18 protein-coding genes are annotated in these 16,181 nt (G+C 35.8%); 13 read left to right on the plus strand and 5 right to left on the minus strand.

The annotated features are described in order from the left end of the window. Positions 1 to 92 precede the first annotated feature (92 nt). The gene (locus ACJVDH_RS13745; RefSeq protein WP_443943981.1) at positions 93 to 251 is read left to right on the plus strand and encodes a hypothetical protein; all 159 of its coding nucleotides are present in this window, start codon (positions 93 to 95) and stop codon (positions 249 to 251) included. A 411-nt stretch (positions 252 to 662) separates the two neighbouring features. Here ACJVDH_RS13745 and ACJVDH_RS13750 read toward each other — a convergent pair whose 3' ends face one another. Both ACJVDH_RS13750 and ACJVDH_RS13755 read right to left on the minus strand, forming a co-directional pair. Continuing rightward, positions 663 to 1,115: a lipocalin family protein gene (locus tag ACJVDH_RS13750; RefSeq protein ID WP_443943982.1), complete on the minus strand. Its 453-nt coding sequence runs from the start codon at positions 1,113 to 1,115 to the stop codon at positions 663 to 665. 36 nt (positions 1,116 to 1,151) lie between these two features. Beyond that, positions 1,152 to 3,761, minus strand: coding sequence for a DUF5686 family protein (locus ACJVDH_RS13755; RefSeq protein ID WP_443943983.1), 2,610 nt, complete (start codon positions 3,759 to 3,761; stop codon positions 1,152 to 1,154). A gap of 191 nt (positions 3,762 to 3,952) precedes the next feature. On the opposite strand from ACJVDH_RS13755, the gene ACJVDH_RS13760 reads away from it, so the two are divergent. The 10 genes from ACJVDH_RS13760 (at position 3,953) to ACJVDH_RS13805 (ending at position 11,846) form a co-directional block, all read left to right on the plus strand. Next, positions 3,953 to 4,402 carry an aspartyl protease family protein gene (locus ACJVDH_RS13760; protein WP_443943984.1) on the plus strand — a complete coding sequence of 150 codons (450 nt, stop codon included), beginning with the start codon at positions 3,953 to 3,955 and terminating at the stop codon, positions 4,400 to 4,402. A gap of 44 nt (positions 4,403 to 4,446) precedes the next feature. Beyond that, positions 4,447 to 4,887, plus strand: a complete 441-nt coding sequence (locus tag ACJVDH_RS13765) for a hypothetical protein (protein WP_443943985.1) — start codon at positions 4,447 to 4,449, stop codon at positions 4,885 to 4,887. Continuing rightward, entirely contained in the window at positions 4,871 to 5,266 is a 396-nt protein-coding gene (locus ACJVDH_RS13770) for a group III truncated hemoglobin (RefSeq protein WP_443943986.1), read from the plus strand. Before ACJVDH_RS13765 ends, ACJVDH_RS13770 begins: the two co-directional genes overlap by 17 nt. 56 nt (positions 5,267 to 5,322) lie before the next feature. Continuing rightward, complete coding sequence (locus ACJVDH_RS13775) at positions 5,323 to 5,859, plus strand: SRPBCC family protein (RefSeq protein ID WP_443943987.1); 537 nt, start codon at positions 5,323 to 5,325, stop codon at positions 5,857 to 5,859. A 138-nt stretch (positions 5,860 to 5,997) separates the two neighbouring features. Then, positions 5,998 to 6,675: a response regulator transcription factor gene (locus tag ACJVDH_RS13780; protein ID WP_443943988.1), complete on the plus strand. Its 678-nt coding sequence runs from the start codon at positions 5,998 to 6,000 to the stop codon at positions 6,673 to 6,675. Continuing rightward, positions 6,675 to 8,024 (plus strand): sensor histidine kinase, encoded by a 1,350-nt coding sequence (locus ACJVDH_RS13785; protein ID WP_443943989.1) that lies wholly within the window; start codon positions 6,675 to 6,677, stop codon positions 8,022 to 8,024. Before ACJVDH_RS13780 ends, ACJVDH_RS13785 begins: the two co-directional genes overlap by 1 nt. A gap of 305 nt (positions 8,025 to 8,329) precedes the next feature. After that, positions 8,330 to 8,827: a hypothetical protein gene (locus ACJVDH_RS13790; RefSeq protein WP_443943990.1), complete on the plus strand. Its 498-nt coding sequence runs from the start codon at positions 8,330 to 8,332 to the stop codon at positions 8,825 to 8,827. 22 nt (positions 8,828 to 8,849) lie between these two features. Continuing rightward, positions 8,850 to 9,776, plus strand: a complete 927-nt coding sequence (locus tag ACJVDH_RS13795) for a bestrophin family protein (protein WP_443943991.1) — start codon at positions 8,850 to 8,852, stop codon at positions 9,774 to 9,776. 253 nt (positions 9,777 to 10,029) lie between these two features. Then, the gene (locus ACJVDH_RS13800) at positions 10,030 to 10,872 is read left to right on the plus strand and encodes a helix-turn-helix domain-containing protein (protein WP_443947626.1); all 843 of its coding nucleotides are present in this window, start codon (positions 10,030 to 10,032) and stop codon (positions 10,870 to 10,872) included. 86 nt (positions 10,873 to 10,958) lie between these two features. Further along, positions 10,959 to 11,846 carry a hypothetical protein gene (locus tag ACJVDH_RS13805; RefSeq protein WP_443943992.1) on the plus strand — a complete coding sequence of 296 codons (888 nt, stop codon included), beginning with the start codon at positions 10,959 to 10,961 and terminating at the stop codon, positions 11,844 to 11,846. Positions 11,847 to 11,939: 93 nt separating this feature from the next. On the opposite strand, the gene gyrB is transcribed toward ACJVDH_RS13805, so the two are convergent. Further along, positions 11,940 to 13,898 carry a DNA topoisomerase (ATP-hydrolyzing) subunit B gene (gene gyrB / locus ACJVDH_RS13810; protein ID WP_443943993.1) on the minus strand — a complete coding sequence of 653 codons (1,959 nt, stop codon included), beginning with the start codon at positions 13,896 to 13,898 and terminating at the stop codon, positions 11,940 to 11,942. Between the two features lie 329 nt (positions 13,899 to 14,227). On the opposite strand from gyrB, the gene ACJVDH_RS13815 reads away from it, so the two are divergent. After that, on the plus strand, positions 14,228 to 14,824 hold the full coding sequence (locus tag ACJVDH_RS13815) for an OmpH family outer membrane protein (protein WP_443943994.1): 597 nt from the start codon (positions 14,228 to 14,230) through the stop codon (positions 14,822 to 14,824). 64 nt (positions 14,825 to 14,888) lie between these two features. After that, positions 14,889 to 15,365, plus strand: coding sequence for a nucleoside deaminase (locus ACJVDH_RS13820; protein ID WP_443943995.1), 477 nt, complete (start codon positions 14,889 to 14,891; stop codon positions 15,363 to 15,365). A gap of 146 nt (positions 15,366 to 15,511) precedes the next feature. Here ACJVDH_RS13820 and ACJVDH_RS13825 read toward each other — a convergent pair whose 3' ends face one another. Then, positions 15,512 to 15,742 (minus strand): hypothetical protein, encoded by a 231-nt coding sequence (locus ACJVDH_RS13825; RefSeq protein WP_443943996.1) that lies wholly within the window; start codon positions 15,740 to 15,742, stop codon positions 15,512 to 15,514. Next, entirely contained in the window at positions 15,739 to 16,092 is a 354-nt protein-coding gene (locus tag ACJVDH_RS13830; RefSeq protein ID WP_443943997.1) for a hypothetical protein, read from the minus strand. Before ACJVDH_RS13830 ends, ACJVDH_RS13825 begins: the two co-directional genes overlap by 4 nt. Positions 16,093 to 16,181 lie beyond the last annotated feature (89 nt).

Consider the following 16,181-nt stretch of genomic DNA (forward strand, 5'->3'; position numbering starts at 1 on the left):
ATTTTATCAACAAAAACATAAAGCAATAAACCAAACCAGTTCAAAAATCAGAACGGTTAAAAAAGAAATTTTTATGTTTATTCTCAAAAAAAATGAAAATTCTATTGGAAGTACAGGAGAGCAAAGCTGATTTTATAATTGAATTGCTAAACAATCTTTCGTGTGTAAAAGTTGAGCATTCAACCTTAAAGAAAGCACAACTTATAAGTGAATTAAAATCTGCGGTGGAAGAAGTTGAGCTTGCAAAATAAGGAAAAATTAAGCTAAAATCAGCCGAGGATTTATTCAATGAGCTATAGTATTGAGGTTACACTTTTTTTGAAAAAAAACTGAAGTGGTTGTCAAAAAAATTTCAATCTCTAAAAAGTGAATTTTTAATTTTGATAAAATCTTGACAAGAGAAACCTGAGCAAGGAAAATCACTTGGAAATAACTGTTATAAAATTCGCATTTCTATCGCGTCCAAATAAAAGGAAAATCGGGCGGTGCCAGAATTATTACACATCTTCAAATTGTAGAACATAAAATATTTCTGTTGCCAATTTATGATAAAGCAGAACAATCTGATATAAGCGACAAGGAACTGGCTGAATGGATAAAAAACATGGTATTTAATTTATTTAACCAATCCAGTTCAAAAACCAGATTGGTTAAAAAGAAATCTAAAAGTGTTCCTGGCTTACAAGCTTTTCTACCTCATATCCTTTTTCTCTACAATTTTCTATAATCGTAACCAATAATTCAGGATCAATTTTAGGTTCTTTGGCCATAATGAAAAGATATTTTTCATCCGGGTGCCCAACAACTACATAACTATAATCTTCTGCCAGTTCAATGATCCAATAACCAATTTTAAAAGGCCAGAAAAACTGAGCTTTCATATCGCCATCGGCTTTTTCATCGTCAAAAAACAATTTTGATGTAATGGATTTTTCTTCCATTTTACCGTCTTTGTGGTATGTGGTAAGCACGTCAAAATGATCTTCATCTTTTAAGATGTAGGTTTCTGTAGTTTGTTTCCAATGTTTATCCATCAACGTTGGGATAGAATACAAAGAATACCATTTGCCTTCAAAGGCTTTATAGTCGATCTGATCAAGAGGTTTGTTTTCCATAAAAAGTAAACCCAAAAAAATTAGAGATTGTTTCGATCAAAAATCGAAGACAAAAGATGCGCGGATTCCATATCTGGAAACGTCTGGATTTTCGAGATAATTTAATCGTCTTACGACATCCACCCTGATAACTTTAAAAATATTGCTGATGCCCACACCCACTTCCATGTAGGGCATTTTTTGAAGTGCGTAGGTATATGGTACGCCATTGCGATTTAATGGAAACTGATACAAATCTGAATTTTGTGCCGGATTATTTTCTGGACGCAAACCGCCTGAAATCATTTTAAACGATATTGATTCCCGCCATTTTAATTTCCGAATCAATGGAATTTTGTTTAGGAAAAACCCATAAAATGAATGATCAAAAAATAAACTAACGGAGTGATCGCTTACAAACTCACTAAAATTCATCAGGTTAAATGCGTAATATTGATAAGAATAGGTCTGGTTGGCCGGTGCAGTACTGAGCAAGGGAAAAGGAATTTGTCCAAAAGTATAGCGGCCTTGCACCATTAAATCTGTAAATCCAAGCGTAGACATGTAAAAACGTTTACTGATGCCGAGGTATATTTTCTGATAATTGTAAGCCGCATTAAACAAATCTTTCACTCCGAGATTAAAACCCAAACTGATAATCGGATATTTATTTATAATTGGTGTGCGGTAAGATTTCCCCTGAATAAATTGCTCATGTGGTGCCCAACGCAACAATAAAGAGGCTTCTGACGATGTTAAATCTGGTATTGTTTTCACGCCGTTGTTCGTTACCACATTATACACCAAAGCCATTGCCGGCGTTTGTGTCCAGTTTTTGAGTGTCAATTGGTAGGAGAAATGATTTTCAAATTCATGTAGGTATGTTACATTATAGGTATCGGTGTACAACCATTTGTCGTCTTCGCCACGTTTAAAAGAAAGTAAGAAGCTGTTCTCTTGTGAAAATTCAAGTTCTTGACCAGGTATTTTGGTATCTCGCTGAAAACTGGCACTAATATATTGATTGGGAAAAGCATAAATACTTTTATGGTTTAAAGAATACGTTGCGCGGGCTTCATATTTCCATCGCTGATCTGTAAAACCATAAGCACCATAACCCTGAAAATACCATGTTTTATTAAACTCTGGCAAAGTTCTGCCACCAAAACGAAGCCGCAAACCTTCTAATGCACTAAAACTTACAAATGTACTGGCCGGCCCCAATTCTACCGCACCGATTTTTTTATAACCGGTTGCAAGCAAATTAAGTGTATTGGTAGCTTTTTTGAACGATGGCATATTTTGCAGACTATCCAGATTGTGGTAAACCAGACTTTCAGATCGTGAAAGGGTATCGCCGCGGTTATCTGCCCAGTATTGATTTCCTTGTTGTTTGGCATTGACCAAAATCACAACAGAATCTGGATTTTTGTAGGTTTCTGCCGGGCGTAGCTGGTTTACTTTAAAATTACTGAAAGTGATATTTCTTTCTCCAAAAACACCAAGTTTACCATTTTTAAAAATACCGAAATCAACCATCATATTGCTTTTAGACAAATAAAAATGACCCACTTCATCCTGTTCAAAATTTTGCTTTATATTCAGTGTTCTAATCCAATTCAGATTAATTTCTTTGTTTAATCCAAATTCTGTACGTTGCACGGCAAATTTCCCATCAAGCGTTATAAACAATTTTCCTTCAAAAAGAAGATCGCCTTTCACCCTTGGTGTAAAACTCAATTCAATTAATTTCTTGCCCGTATCAGAAACTGTATCAGTAATAAAAAATTTGTAATAATTACGGGCGTTATCTGCAATCGGACTTAAAAACTGATTGGTAACAATAAATATGTTGTTGCTGTAAATATCAATATCCTGATACATTCTGGTCAGGTAAATATCCAAACCTTTCTGATCTACGAATGCACTGAGGTTTACATTCTGCTGTGCTTTAATAACTGTTTTTGTTCTACCTACATCTTTACTGTAAAAATTATCGGAAACCTTCTCATCCATATACATTGGATACAACATTTTGCCTTTAACTTTTGTAGAATCTTTTGCATCAAACACAAAACGGTATTGTTTTAAAAATTTTTTATCGAGCAACTTTTTCGGAATATCTGTGAGCGAAAATACCATCTTTTCATATTTCTGATATTCTGTAAAATTGTAGTTTTTAGTCTGATTAATGGGCTTGTTATCAATTACCTTTTGAATCAATTCTACTGCCGGATTGTCTTTGTTCCGGTATTTCATGCGCTTTTTAGAGTTAACGTTAACATCATTTAAAGTTGCATGTTCTGGCTGTAAATCAATCTTTAATAGCTGGTTGCCAACGGCTTTCAAATCAACTATTCTTTTTTTGTAGCCCACGAAAGAAAATTGAATCTGGCTTGCGTTTTCCGGAATTAGAATCCGAAACGTTCCATTAGTAGACGTAAGTGTTTTGACTGTAGAATTTACGATAGAAACGGTAACAGCGGGCAGTGGAATATGATCTACCGCATCATTTACCACACCGGAAATGTACTGTTGCGCCCTGACTTCCTTAGGTTCGGAAACAAAAAAGAATAAAATTGAAAAAAGAGTTAAATATTTTGAGGGTTTAACCTTTAATACATTGGCTAAACTGTATAAAATCCGCCCATTGTTAAATTTCACCATTATCTATAACTGTAAATATAGGTACAAAGGCCTTCTGGGGGATGTAAATGCCTGTTAAATAACAAATTTTAACATTTACGTTGGGATATGCAACTATGCACAGTAAACCCACGTCTGTTTAAATAGTTTGCGGATTAAGATAAAAGAAATAAAAAAACCGGGATTCTGCTATATTCGCTTATATTTCCCAAATGGCAACAATTAGAAAAATCATTACAATTCCGTTGAAATTAATTAGTCTTCAAGACGATGGATATCATCTTCTACTGGAAGTTAAGCTTTTTAAGCATAAACATTTTGTTGTTCTGGATACAGGCGCATCAAGAAGTGTTTTTGACAAGTCGCTTATAGAGCAACATTTGCCCACACATACAGAACATTCTGAAGAAATTAATGCAGCAACGCTTTTTACAACCACAACAACTATTCAGGCGACAATTCCTTCGCTAAAAATTGGTCGCTTAGAAATTCAGGATTATGAAACTGTTGCTTTTGATCTTCAATCGGTTAGCGATACGTACAAGCAATTTGGCCACCCACCAATTGCCGGAATTATTGGCGGCGATATTCTGATGCAATATAACGCAGTAATCCATTACGAGAAGTTAACTCTTAAATTATACCAGCAAAAGGATTTCTGATACCAGTCACTTTTCTTTATTCTTTTCTGCGATATTTGTGAAGGATGAAAAAATATTTGCCCGTTTTTTGCGCCATATTTTGGGCCGGATTAATTACCGGAATTAGTTTTTTGGAAGCACCTTTAAAATTTCAGGCACCCGGAATAACGCTGAGGTTGGGTTTAGGAATTGGCAAGCTGGTTTTTCAGTCCCTAAATAAAATTGAAATCATTTTAATGATACTGATTTTAATCGGCACAATTAAAACGAAAATAAAAACTATAAACCTAATATTTCTCGTCTTAATCGTTATAATCTTAATTGCTGATACTTTTTGGCTTCTGCCCTATTTAGATCAAAGAGCAACTGCAGTTTTACAAGGTGCAGAACCATCGCCATCGCTACTTCACATTGTTTATATCATCCTTGAAATACTCAAATTTATCTGCCTGGTGAGTTTTGGTTTTGAGAGTTTAAAAGACATTAAAAATGAAAACAGATATTGAAAGCCGAACAGATATTATCACTTTGGTGGATGCTTTTTATAAAAAGGTAGAAAAGAATGCATGGATTGGACCCATTTTTACTGATGTTGCCGCAATAAACTGGGCACATCATCTCCCAAAAATGTATGATTTTTGGGAAAGTATTCTCTTCGGAAAAGCAACTTACAAAGGTAATCCGATGTTGGTTCATTTCAGTCTGAGTGCAAAAACACCCATGCAAAAACAACAATTTGACATTTGGAAAAGTATTTTTTTTGAAACGGTAGATGAACTTTATGAAGGAAAAAATGCAGATCTGATTAAACAGAAAGCCCAATCTATAGCTGATTTGATGGCGTTTAAACTGAATTCACCAAAATCCAAACTCAATATCTTGTAATTCTGCTATGTATTTCTTTGGTTTTATCTAAATTTAATAACCAAATAAACCCAAGTATGAAATTCTTAAAAACCCTGTTGATCGTTATCGCCGTTCTGGCGGTCATCATTATCCTTGGCGGATTATTCCTGCCAAAAACCTATTCTGTAAGCAGAACCGTAGAAATCCGGGCAACTGACAGTGTTATCTACAGAAACATTGCCGATTTTAATGAATTTGCCAAGTGGAATCCATGGGCAAAAATGGAGCCATCAGCAAAAATTAAAATATCTGGCCCTGTAAGACAAACCGGCCAACTGTATGAATGGGAAGGCGACAAAACCGGTAGCGGTTATATGAAAATTATATCGGCTTTGCCCAATAAAATAGTAGATATTGAACTGAAATTTATAAAACCTTTTGAAAGTCTGGCCGATACTAAATTTGAAATTGTTCCGCAATCTGGTGTAAATAAAGTAACCTGGACAATGAGCGGAAACAATAACCTTATAAGCAAATGGATGTGTGTTTTTGTAAGCATGGACAAAATGATCGGGAAAGATTTCGAAAGTGGTTTACAGTCACTAAAAGAAAAATCGGAAGCCGGAAAATAATTTTATGATAAAAAAGGCCATCAATACCTCAAATTGATGGCCTTTTTTGTGTAGTTTCGATGCTACAACAGATACCAAAACCGAAAGTATATGTAATAAGATTTTGTTATCTGCGCATTTTTAGACTAATTGCAACTGATGAATTTACTGCTTGTTGAAGACGAACCTAATGTTGTTTCTGTAATTTCCAGGGGATTAACCGAGGAAGGATTTACCGTGAGCGTAGCTCCTGATGGCCTGATTGGAAAAAACATGGCACTCGAAAATAACTTTGACCTCATTATTATGGACATTATGCTGCCTGGTATTAATGGCCTCGAATTGTGCAAAATCGTGAAAGAACAAAAAGCACATATCCCAATTATTATGTTAACTGCTCTTGGAACAACAGAAAACGTAGTAAGCGGATTGGATAATGGCGCAGATGATTACCTCATTAAACCTTTTAAATTTCCCGAGCTTTTTGCACGTATCAGAATGCTCATCAGGCGCTACAAAGGTTCTGCACCTTCTGACAATATTATCAGAGTTGCTGACCTGGAAGTAAATGTGAGTGCCAGAACCGTAAAACGCAACAATATGGATGTATCCCTTACGGCTACTGAATATCGTCTTCTCGAATATATGGCGAAGAATAAAACTAAAATTTTAAGCCGGATAGACATTTTGGAAAGCGTGTGGGACATAGACTTTAACCTAGGCACCAATGTTGTGGACGTCTATGTCAATTATCTCCGAAAAAAAATTGATAAAAACACAGAGCAGAAACTCATTCACACAGCTGTAGGTTTGGGCTATGTTTTGAGAGAAAAATAATGGAAATTGCCAAAAAAATCACCATACTTTTCGCCATACTTTCGGCCGTAATTATAACTTTATTGAGTGGTTTTGTGTGGTATTTTGCAAATGAATTTGCTTTTGAAGACTTTTACAAACGCTTAGAAGCAAGAGTAAACATTACCGCGCAGCTGAAGCTTTTTGAAGACGAAAACAATACCGCTTATGCAGAAATGCGTAACCGATATCTGGAACGGTTGCCTTCAGAAAATGAATACATTATTGGCAATGGCAAACAAATCAAACTTGCAGACCAACTTCCGAAATCTTTTTTTAATCAAATAAATGCAGGGCAAACGGCTCGTTACAGAGTAGAAAATCATTTTTATGCCGGCAAATTTTTCAAGTCTAAAAACAAAGGATATATTGTAATTATTTCTGCAAATGATCCGTTTGGTTTTCGCGAACTTAAAAGCCTTCAAAAAATCCTTTTTATAGGGTTTTTCCTTTCCATTTTACTTTCATTTGTGGTGGGCTGGCGTTTTTCCAACTATATGCTGATGCCGTTGCGTAATGTAATCAGAAGTGTAAAAAGGATCAAGGCTGAAAATCTGCATATGCGTCTTGATGTTAAACAGGGAAGTGATGAAATGTCTCAGCTTGCGGAAACATTTAATAATATGTTAAATCGGCTGGAAACAGCTTTTGAAACGCAAAACAATTTTATCAGCAACGCTTCTCATGAGTTGAGAACACCACTAACAATTATAAGTGCAGAGGTGGAATTGGCGATAAAATCTGAAGGCGACATTGAAGCAAAGCAAAAAGCACTTGCAAAAATTAAAAATGAATCAGACAGACTGGAACATATCCTGACCAGTTTACTTGGTTTAGCACAATCGGGCTTCAACGGCAAAAACCAACCCTGGGAAGAAGTCAGAATGGATGAATTACTTTGGGAAATTAAAGCATCTGTAAATCAGGTTCATCCAAATAGTAAAATTGAAATCGATTTCAGCAAACTTCCGGAGGATGAATCACTGCTTACTTTAAGAGCAAACAAAAACCTGATCAAGCTCGCACTCAGCAATATCGTAAGCAATGCATGTAAGTATTCAGATCATAAAGTAGTTTACGTTTTATTGGAAAGTAAAAACAGTACACTTTATACCACTGTAATTGATCAGGGAATTGGCATTCCGGAAACTGATGTTCAGCATATTTTCGAACCTTTTTACCGCGCTTCAAATACAAATGACTATAAAGGTTATGGAGTAGGATTACCTTTATCCCTAAATATTATTCGCTTACATCGCGGCAGTATTGCCATAAAATCTCAGGAAGGTATAGGTACAGAAATTAAGGTAATTTTGCCAACAAATAGTTGATTGATTTATTGGTTAACGTACTTCATTATTTCAATTGTGCAAGAATTTATTGGCTAAAGGATTTGTATTTTTCTGCAGGATTTTCTCCAATCCGAGCCCAAAATTTGCACTAAAAGCTCATATACAACTCTTATACTAAAGCCATAAACCCGAAGAAAATCGGATCACATCCCTTAACTCCAAGTGAACCAATGAACTCGACACTGCAAGAAATTCTAATCTCGTTTTAACACCGCTCTTATTCTACTGCAATAACATCCGGCTAAACTTGTATCAATCAATTATCTAACTAAATACAAGAAGCGATGAAAACAATATTGGTTCCTACAGATTTCAATATAGAAAGCACAAAAATAGTTGATGCTCTTCTTCACGATCTACCAGATGAACAGCTGAACATCATTTTTCTTCATGCCTTTAAATTGTCTGATTCCATTACAGATATGTTAATGTTGAGTAGAAGAAGTAGAGATTATAATAATGTTAGCGATGATTTTTACAATACACTGAGCCGGTACAAAGAAAATTATTCTCGACAGATTGCAGCAATTGGCATCGAGTATTTTTACGGAAGTACTGTAGCGGCATTCAAAAATTTCATAGAAAACTTTGAAGTTGAGTACATCGCTTATCCCACTGACTATAATTTCAAATCGATCAATAAATACAGTATCGATCCTAAAATTTTAATTGAACGCTCAGGAAGGAAAATCATGTACCTGGACATTCACGCACAGGCGCAAAACGAAAATCTGATACTCACTAAAATTAAAGACTCTACTTTGCAGACCGCCCATTCTTAATTCATCCTTAACATTCAGAATTATGCTACTAAGAAACAATATCCCACTCACATATATTTTCGGCAAAATCAAAAATGAGCTGTTATTTGTTATCGGCTATTCTGTTGGTATTGTTGTTCTATATCAAAATTTTCATGTCACAAGAATTTCTATTCCCGTGGCTGTTCCTGCTTTGTTAGGAACGATAATATCTCTACTATTGGCTTTCAGATCCAACCAGGCATATGACCGCTGGTGGGAAGCACGAACACTTTGGGGTGCAATTGTAAATGATTCAAGATCCGTCTCACGCCAGGTTTTAACCTTTGTTGAAAGTCCTTATCCAAATGAAAACCTTGATCGTTTCAAAAAACGCTTCATTACCCGGCAGATTGCATGGTGTTATGCTGTAAGCCAGGCATTACGTGGCTTTTCTGCAACAAAAGGTCTTGAAAGATTTTTGGATCCTGAAGAGATGGAATTTCTGAAGAAACGCAAAAATACAACTGCTTCTATTCTGGAACTACATGGAATGGATTTGAAACGCGCTTTGACTGAAGGCTGGATTAATAAGTATCAGCAGATAGAAATGGATAAAACGCTTACTTTTCTTTGTAACCATATGGGTGGATGTGAACGGATTAAAAATACTGTATTTCCCGTTACCTACAGCAAATACATTAACATGTCTATCCATTTGTTTATCGTATTATTACCCTTCGGACTGATTGAGTATTTCGGTTACATTGAGGTTCCATTGGTTGTAGCCATTGCCGCATTTTTTTTATTGGTTGAGAAAATGGCCGTTCATTTACAAGATCCCTTTGAAAACAGACCTACCGATACTCCTACAACAACAATTTGTAGAAACATAGAAAGAGATCTTTGCCAGATGCTGGATGACAGTAAAATTTATGAAGATAAACCACAGACGGAAATGGCACAGGTTGGCTCATATTACATACTTTAATACAGGCAGTGTATTCCTGCAACCATAGTAGATGTTTTATAAAATCAGGTATGCAAGAAAACTTATGACCGCAAGTTAAACCTTTCAATTTGTGGTCGTTTTTAATTAAATAAAAAGTCTTTTGATTGATAAATAAAACTAATTCCTATATTTAAGCCCATCCCTGTTGTATTCGACATACATTCAAAAAAAGTAACTTAATATTTACACTACTTTGAAAAAGAAAAGGGAAGAAATTCAAAGGTATCCGTTCTTGTTTACCTTTAACCGAGATCAGGAAATTAATACAACCACGATTAGGGAGCGATTAAGTAGAATTCCTCATCGTTTATATTCGCCTCACAGAACGGATTTTTATATGATCTTTCTTTTTACCGAAGGATCCGGGCAGTACATGGTAGATTTTAATAGAATACCGATAGAAAAGGGACACATGTTGTTTGTCTCGAAAGATCAGGTTCATGCGTTCGATCCTGGTGGCAATTATGATGGCTTGTCTATCATCTTTACAGAATCATTTTATTATAAATCTACCCGAGATCAGTTGTACCTGCAACAATCACAATTATTTAATGGTCAGCATGGAGTAGCATACATTAATGTTCTGCCTGACTATGAAAAGATAAAAGAGTATTTTAACGAAGTTGCGAAAGAACTGCACAAACCTTTGGATGAATTTCAGGGCGAGCTTTTGCATAACTATTTACACAATATCTTACTGACAGCTGAAAGACATGAAAGAAACCGGTTTGAATTGATTCGTGGAAATGCAAAATCAAGACAGCTGGTTGTCGATTTCAAAAAGCTCATAGAAAAAAATTTCAAAAAAACACATTCTGTAAATTTTTACGCGCAACTGCTGAATATTTCTATCCGGAGCCTGCAAAACGCTACAGCAGAACTCATTGGCAAAACACCGAAGCAAGTTATCAATGACAGAATTTTGCTCGAAGCCAAACGCATGCTGGCATACAACAGTCATACAGTTAAAGAAATAGCTTTCCTACTCGGCTTCGACGAGGTCACAAATTTCATTAAGTTTTTCAAATCAAAATCCGGGCTAACGCCAATTTTGTTTAGAAATTCAATTTTTTAAATTTCGTTTTTTTACCATTATAAGCAATCTTATCACCTTTTTCAAGCCGTGTTTTAGGTATAACTTTGGTTTAAAACTACCATAAAATGAAATATTTAAAAAACCATCAGCAGTACACATTTAATCATTTAATTTTTCTTCCCATATATTTGGTACTAATCCTGGTAAGCCTTGTCAATGGTTTTAATTTAATCTCCTCAGACTCGGTTACGCAGCTTGCTTATATCAACATTTATGGCTTCAAACCCGCAATACCAATAGTAAGTTCACTTTTTAAAATATTATTATATAGTGTCGGCGGCTTTCAGCTTTTAGCTGTGCTGATCCTATTTTATTCTCTAATAACTGGAGAATTTAAACTCAATAAACCAAAAACTTTTTTAAAATGGGGGTTGCTCACTGTAATCATTTCAGTTCTCATTCATGGTTATATTGTACGTGTCATTTCCAATCACCCCGCTTCAGCAGGTTTATATTTTCACCTTGTAATCTTATATATTGTATTGGCTTATACTGAATTTATTGAAAATAAGGCATCGAAAGATACTTTTTACGATAAAATAAAACTGTTACCAATTTACATTGGCGTTTTCTATACAATGGGTTTTCCTGGCTGGCAAAAAATTGTAAATGGAGACGTTGTTGTAGGTAAATATATAATAATGTTTAAAGACAGCTTTTTAGCTCAGTTACCTGGCGGAATAAAACCATTTATTTATTTTCTAGGAATTTTAGAGCTGACGGCAACAATCATGTTGCTGATCAGTTTCGTACGAGGTGAATTTTTGCTTAAACGACCAGCCATTTGGCTTAAAGGCGCTTTGTTTCTATCTGTGCTTACGTTTATTTTCCTATGTTTTGGTTTAAGTGTCCTGATTGTTTATCAGGGCGCTACCAATTTATTATTCTACAGTCTGTTCACGCTTGTACTTTATATTTATGTAGACCGGAATAGCCTGAAAAGTAAATTGTGACTTAAAGACAAAAAAGGCGAACTACTACTACAAAAAAAGCCTCTTTAGCTTATGCTAAAGAGGCTTAAAAATATTTGATACGAGGTTTATTTCCTAAGCATCAATTTTGGCATATTTAGCATTACGTTCAATAAATTCTCTACGTGGAGCAACTTCATCGCCCATTAACATAGAGAAAGTATGGTCACATTCTGCAGCGCTTTCAATAGTAGCCTGCATAAGTGTACGCGTAGCGGGATTTAAAGTCGTATCCCACAATTGTTCTGCGTTCATCTCTCCCAAACCTTTATAGCGCTGAATATGAACACTATCTTCTTTACCTGCACCTTTTAAACGTTGTACTGCTGCATCACGCTGAATATCATTCCAGCAGTATTCAAAGTCTTTGCCTTTTTTAACTTGATACAAAGGTGGAGAAGCGATGTAAACATAACCAGCCTCAACCAAAGAACGCATGTAACGATAGAAGAAAGTAAGAATCAAAGTTGTAATGTGTGAACCGTCGATATCCGCATCGGTCATGATTACAATTTTGTGGTAGCGAAGTTTGGTCATGTTTAATGCCTTATCATCTTCAGGAGTACCAATGCTTACACCGATTGCTGTAAACATATTTTTAATCTCGTCGTTCTCGTAAATTTTATGCTCCATTGCTTTTTCCACGTTCAGGATTTTACCTTTCAATGGAAGAATAGCCTGGTAGTTACGATCCCGGCCTTGTTTAGCCGTTCCACCTGCAGAATCTCCCTCTACAAGGAAAATCTCACATTTTTCAGGATCGCTATCAGAACAATCGGCTAATTTCCCTGGCAAGCCAGAACCGCCCATTACACTTTTGCGCTGAACCATTTCTCGTGCCTTACGTGCTGCTGCACGTGCAGTTGCGGCTAAAATTACCTTATTTATAATCAATTTGGCCTCTTTAGGATTTTCCTCTAGATAATATCCTAAAGCTTCGCCAACCGCAACATCTACTGCGCCCATTACCTCGCTGTTACCCAGTTTGGTTTTGGTTTGACCTTCAAATTGAGGTTCAGCAACTTTAACAGAAACTACAGCAGTTAAACCTTCTCTAAAGTCATCACCGGTAATTTCCATTTTAAGGTTTTTCAATAAACCAGATTTATCCGCATAGGCTTTAAGCGTACGTGTTAAACCACGACGGAAACCAGCAATATGCGTTCCGCCTTCATGTGTATTGATATTATTTACATAAGAATGGACATTCTCAGAATAACTGTCATTGTACTGGAAAGCCAATTCAACCGGAATACCATTTTTAATTCCTTCGATATAAACGGGCTCTGGTAAAAATGAAGCACGTGTTCCATCTAGAAAAGCAACAAATTCCTTTAAACCACCATCAGAATGAAAAGTTTCTGAAAGGAAAGAGCCATCTTCAACTGTTTCGCGTTCATCTGTTAGCGTTAATTTGATCCCTTTATTCAAAAATGCAAGTTCACGCAAACGGCCTGCTAATGTATCGTATTTGTATTCAAGTGTTTGCGTAAAAATTTCCGGATCTGGCTGAAAAGTCTGAATGGTACCTGTACGGTCAGACACGCCAATTTCCTTAACATCAAACATAGGTTTACCGCGTTCATATTCCTGCGTAAAGATTTTTCCTTCGCGGTGAACAACCGTTTTTACGTGTGTAGAAAGTGCATTAACACAACTTACACCCACACCGTGCAAACCACCAGAAACCTTGTAAGTATCTTTATCAAATTTACCACCGGCGTGTAACACGGTCATTACGATCTCTAAGGCAGATTTACCTTCCTTTTTATTGATTCCAGTTGGGATACCACGTCCGTTGTCTTCTACGGTTACAGAGTTTCCTTCATGAATGGTAACCAAAATATCGGTACAATACCCGGCAAGTGCCTCATCAATAGAGTTATCTACAACTTCATAAACCAAATGGTGCAAACCTTTAACGCCGGTATCGCCTATATACATTGAAGGGCGCTTACGCACCGCTTCTAAACCTTCTAAAACTTGAATATTATCGGCCGAATAATTCGACTTATCTTCTAATTCTTCGCTCATAAATAATTATAAAACTATAAGTATCAAAAATACGAAATTTTAGCCATATAGCCCAATATGTGGATAAGTTTTAAGTGATAAAAACGCTGCAAAATGCCTGTTAATGAACCCGCAAGCCTGCATAAAAATCTTCAGAATAAACGGTGTGATTTCTTATAAAAAAAAGTTTTATTATTCTTTAAACATTTGGCCTGGCACTAAAAAAATGTGCAAAATTGTAAGCACAATTGCCGCGAAGTATTCATTTTTAAGACTAAATCTTTAACATTTTTATAAAATTGCGATTAATATCAATTTTATATAAGTTTGCTAAAATTTATTAAACAATAATGGAAAGAAGAAATTTGAAAACCTTTGGTTTATTTGCATCCGCTGCTTTGATTACAGCTTTTTCTGCATGCCAAAACAAAGAAACTAAACCTGAGACAACAAAAACAGATAGTGCCGCTGTTGCTGCTTCTGCCAGCGAAAAAATCGTATTTGTAAATCAAGATTCACTTTTGACCAAATATGAATATTATAAAGACTTGAAAGTTAAATTTGAAGGCAAAACAAAAAGTGCCCAAAGTGATATTCAATCAAAAGGACAGGCATTTCAAAGAGAGGTAGCCGAATACCAAAAAAATGCAGGTACACTATCTGCAGATCAACGTAAAGCTACCGAAGAACGTTTGGGCCGTAAGCAACAGGAATTGCAAACGTATCAGCAAAATGCTGGTGGTGCTTTACAAAATGAACAAGCTACAGAAACCGAAAAGCTATATGATAAAGTTGCAGATTACTTAAAAACATATGCTAAAGGAAAAGGATATAAAATGGTTTTAACTTATTCTAAAGGCAACAGCGCAATTTTATTTGCTGATGAAAGTCTTGATGTTACAAACGAGGTAATTAAAGGTTTGAATGCTGAATACAGCAAAAAATAATCTGATTTTAATAATTTTCTAAATGCCCCGATTCGGGGCATTTTTTTTGTGCAATAGATTTATTATGGAAAACAATCACGAAGAATTTATGCGCATGGCGATTGAGCTATCCATAAATAATGTTAACAACAATACTGGTGGCCCTTTTGGCGCTGTAGTGGTAAAAGATGGTAAACTTGTAGCAAAATCTGCAAATCTGGTTACCACAACAAATGATCCTACGGCACATGCAGAAGTATCGGCCATTAGGTTGGCTTGTAAAGAATTGAATACCTTTGATTTAAGTGGATGTGTTATTTACACCAGTTGCGAACCTTGCCCAATGTGTTTGGGTGCCATTTACTGGGCGCGTATTGGAAAAATCTTCTATGCCAACACCAAAGTAGATGCGGATGAAATTGGATTTAGCGATAAGTTTATTTACGATGAACTGGATTTACCGCAGCAAGACAGAAATTTGCCAGTAGAGCAATTGATGCGAGAAGATGCACTTGCTGCTTTTAACCTGTGGACAAAAAACGAAACCAAAAAACATTATTAAAATAAAGATCGGCTGATCAAAAATGATGAGCCGATCTTTTTACCTGAATTTTGCCAAACCTGATGTTTCGTTTGCTAAACTGATCATCATCTCCAATTTCAGCGATACCGACTGATCTGAACCAGAATACCCAACAAACTTGAATATTATATTTCCATCAGGCCCGGATTAGATTTTGTAGGAATTTCGGTTACGTTATATGCAGTGCCCACATCAAAAACAGTTTCATCTTCTTTATTTTTGGTGTCGTAGAAGACGTTAAGCGGATATTTTCCATTCTGCAGAAACTTGTTTACAACCTCGCCCCTGTTTTTTTCCCGTTGAAAAGTATTTAAGAACAGAAAAATGATGTTCCGATTGTCTTTATACTTGATCATAGCCAAGTGAATTCCAGGAAATGATGTAACCCAAGGCCCGCACCAGGATGCCCAATATTCCAGAATGACAGTTTTACATTTAAAGCACTGAGTTGCACAGTTTCGCCATTTAAATTAAAAAATGGAAAATCGGGGGCAGCATCGTTAATCATTCTTTTCGCCCAAACAGCCTTATCATTTTCATGAGCAACTTTTAGTAATCCAGCATAATAGCCTTCAAAATCTCCAGTCTTCTTTAATCCTATAAACAGGGTTTTAAGTTTTGATTTTGTGGGATCAGAACCTTTCCCGGTTTTAATAAATTCTTTGGCTGTTTTAAACGCTTTTTCATTATCGCCATTTTTTAACAAATAAGTTTTGTAACGCTCTGTCATATCTGCTAAAATATTAAGGCGATAGGTATTTGATTTTTAATGATTTAAGCACTTCCTTTTAGGAA

Origin of the sequence: Pedobacter terrestris (assembly GCF_052343045.1) — a bacterium.
Taxonomy (GTDB): domain Bacteria; phylum Bacteroidota; class Bacteroidia; order Sphingobacteriales; family Sphingobacteriaceae; genus Pedobacter.

Excerpts from the sequence above, each read along its gene's own strand:
- ACJVDH_RS13745 (WP_443943981.1), top strand. The coding sequence starts at position 93 with ATGAAAATTCTATTGGAAGTACAGGAGAGCAAAGCTGATTTTATAATT.
- ACJVDH_RS13750 (WP_443943982.1), bottom strand. The coding sequence starts at position 1,115 with ATGGAAAACAAACCTCTTGATCAGATCGACTATAAAGCCTTTGAAGGC.
- ACJVDH_RS13755 (WP_443943983.1), bottom strand. The coding sequence starts at position 3,761 with ATGGTGAAATTTAACAATGGGCGGATTTTATACAGTTTAGCCAATGTA.
- ACJVDH_RS13760 (WP_443943984.1), top strand. The coding sequence starts at position 3,953 with ATGGCAACAATTAGAAAAATCATTACAATTCCGTTGAAATTAATTAGT.
- ACJVDH_RS13765 (WP_443943985.1), top strand. The coding sequence starts at position 4,447 with ATGAAAAAATATTTGCCCGTTTTTTGCGCCATATTTTGGGCCGGATTA.
- ACJVDH_RS13770 (WP_443943986.1), top strand. The coding sequence starts at position 4,871 with ATGAAAACAGATATTGAAAGCCGAACAGATATTATCACTTTGGTGGAT.
- ACJVDH_RS13775 (WP_443943987.1), top strand. The coding sequence starts at position 5,323 with ATGAAATTCTTAAAAACCCTGTTGATCGTTATCGCCGTTCTGGCGGTC.
- ACJVDH_RS13780 (WP_443943988.1), top strand. The coding sequence starts at position 5,998 with ATGAATTTACTGCTTGTTGAAGACGAACCTAATGTTGTTTCTGTAATT.
- ACJVDH_RS13785 (WP_443943989.1), top strand. The coding sequence starts at position 6,675 with ATGGAAATTGCCAAAAAAATCACCATACTTTTCGCCATACTTTCGGCC.
- ACJVDH_RS13790 (WP_443943990.1), top strand. The coding sequence starts at position 8,330 with ATGAAAACAATATTGGTTCCTACAGATTTCAATATAGAAAGCACAAAA.
- ACJVDH_RS13795 (WP_443943991.1), top strand. The coding sequence starts at position 8,850 with ATGCTACTAAGAAACAATATCCCACTCACATATATTTTCGGCAAAATC.
- ACJVDH_RS13805 (WP_443943992.1), top strand. The coding sequence starts at position 10,959 with ATGAAATATTTAAAAAACCATCAGCAGTACACATTTAATCATTTAATT.
- gyrB (WP_443943993.1), bottom strand. The coding sequence starts at position 13,898 with ATGAGCGAAGAATTAGAAGATAAGTCGAATTATTCGGCCGATAATATT.
- ACJVDH_RS13815 (WP_443943994.1), top strand. The coding sequence starts at position 14,228 with ATGGAAAGAAGAAATTTGAAAACCTTTGGTTTATTTGCATCCGCTGCT.
- ACJVDH_RS13820 (WP_443943995.1), top strand. The coding sequence starts at position 14,889 with ATGGAAAACAATCACGAAGAATTTATGCGCATGGCGATTGAGCTATCC.
- ACJVDH_RS13825 (WP_443943996.1), bottom strand. The coding sequence starts at position 15,742 with ATGATCAAGTATAAAGACAATCGGAACATCATTTTTCTGTTCTTAAAT.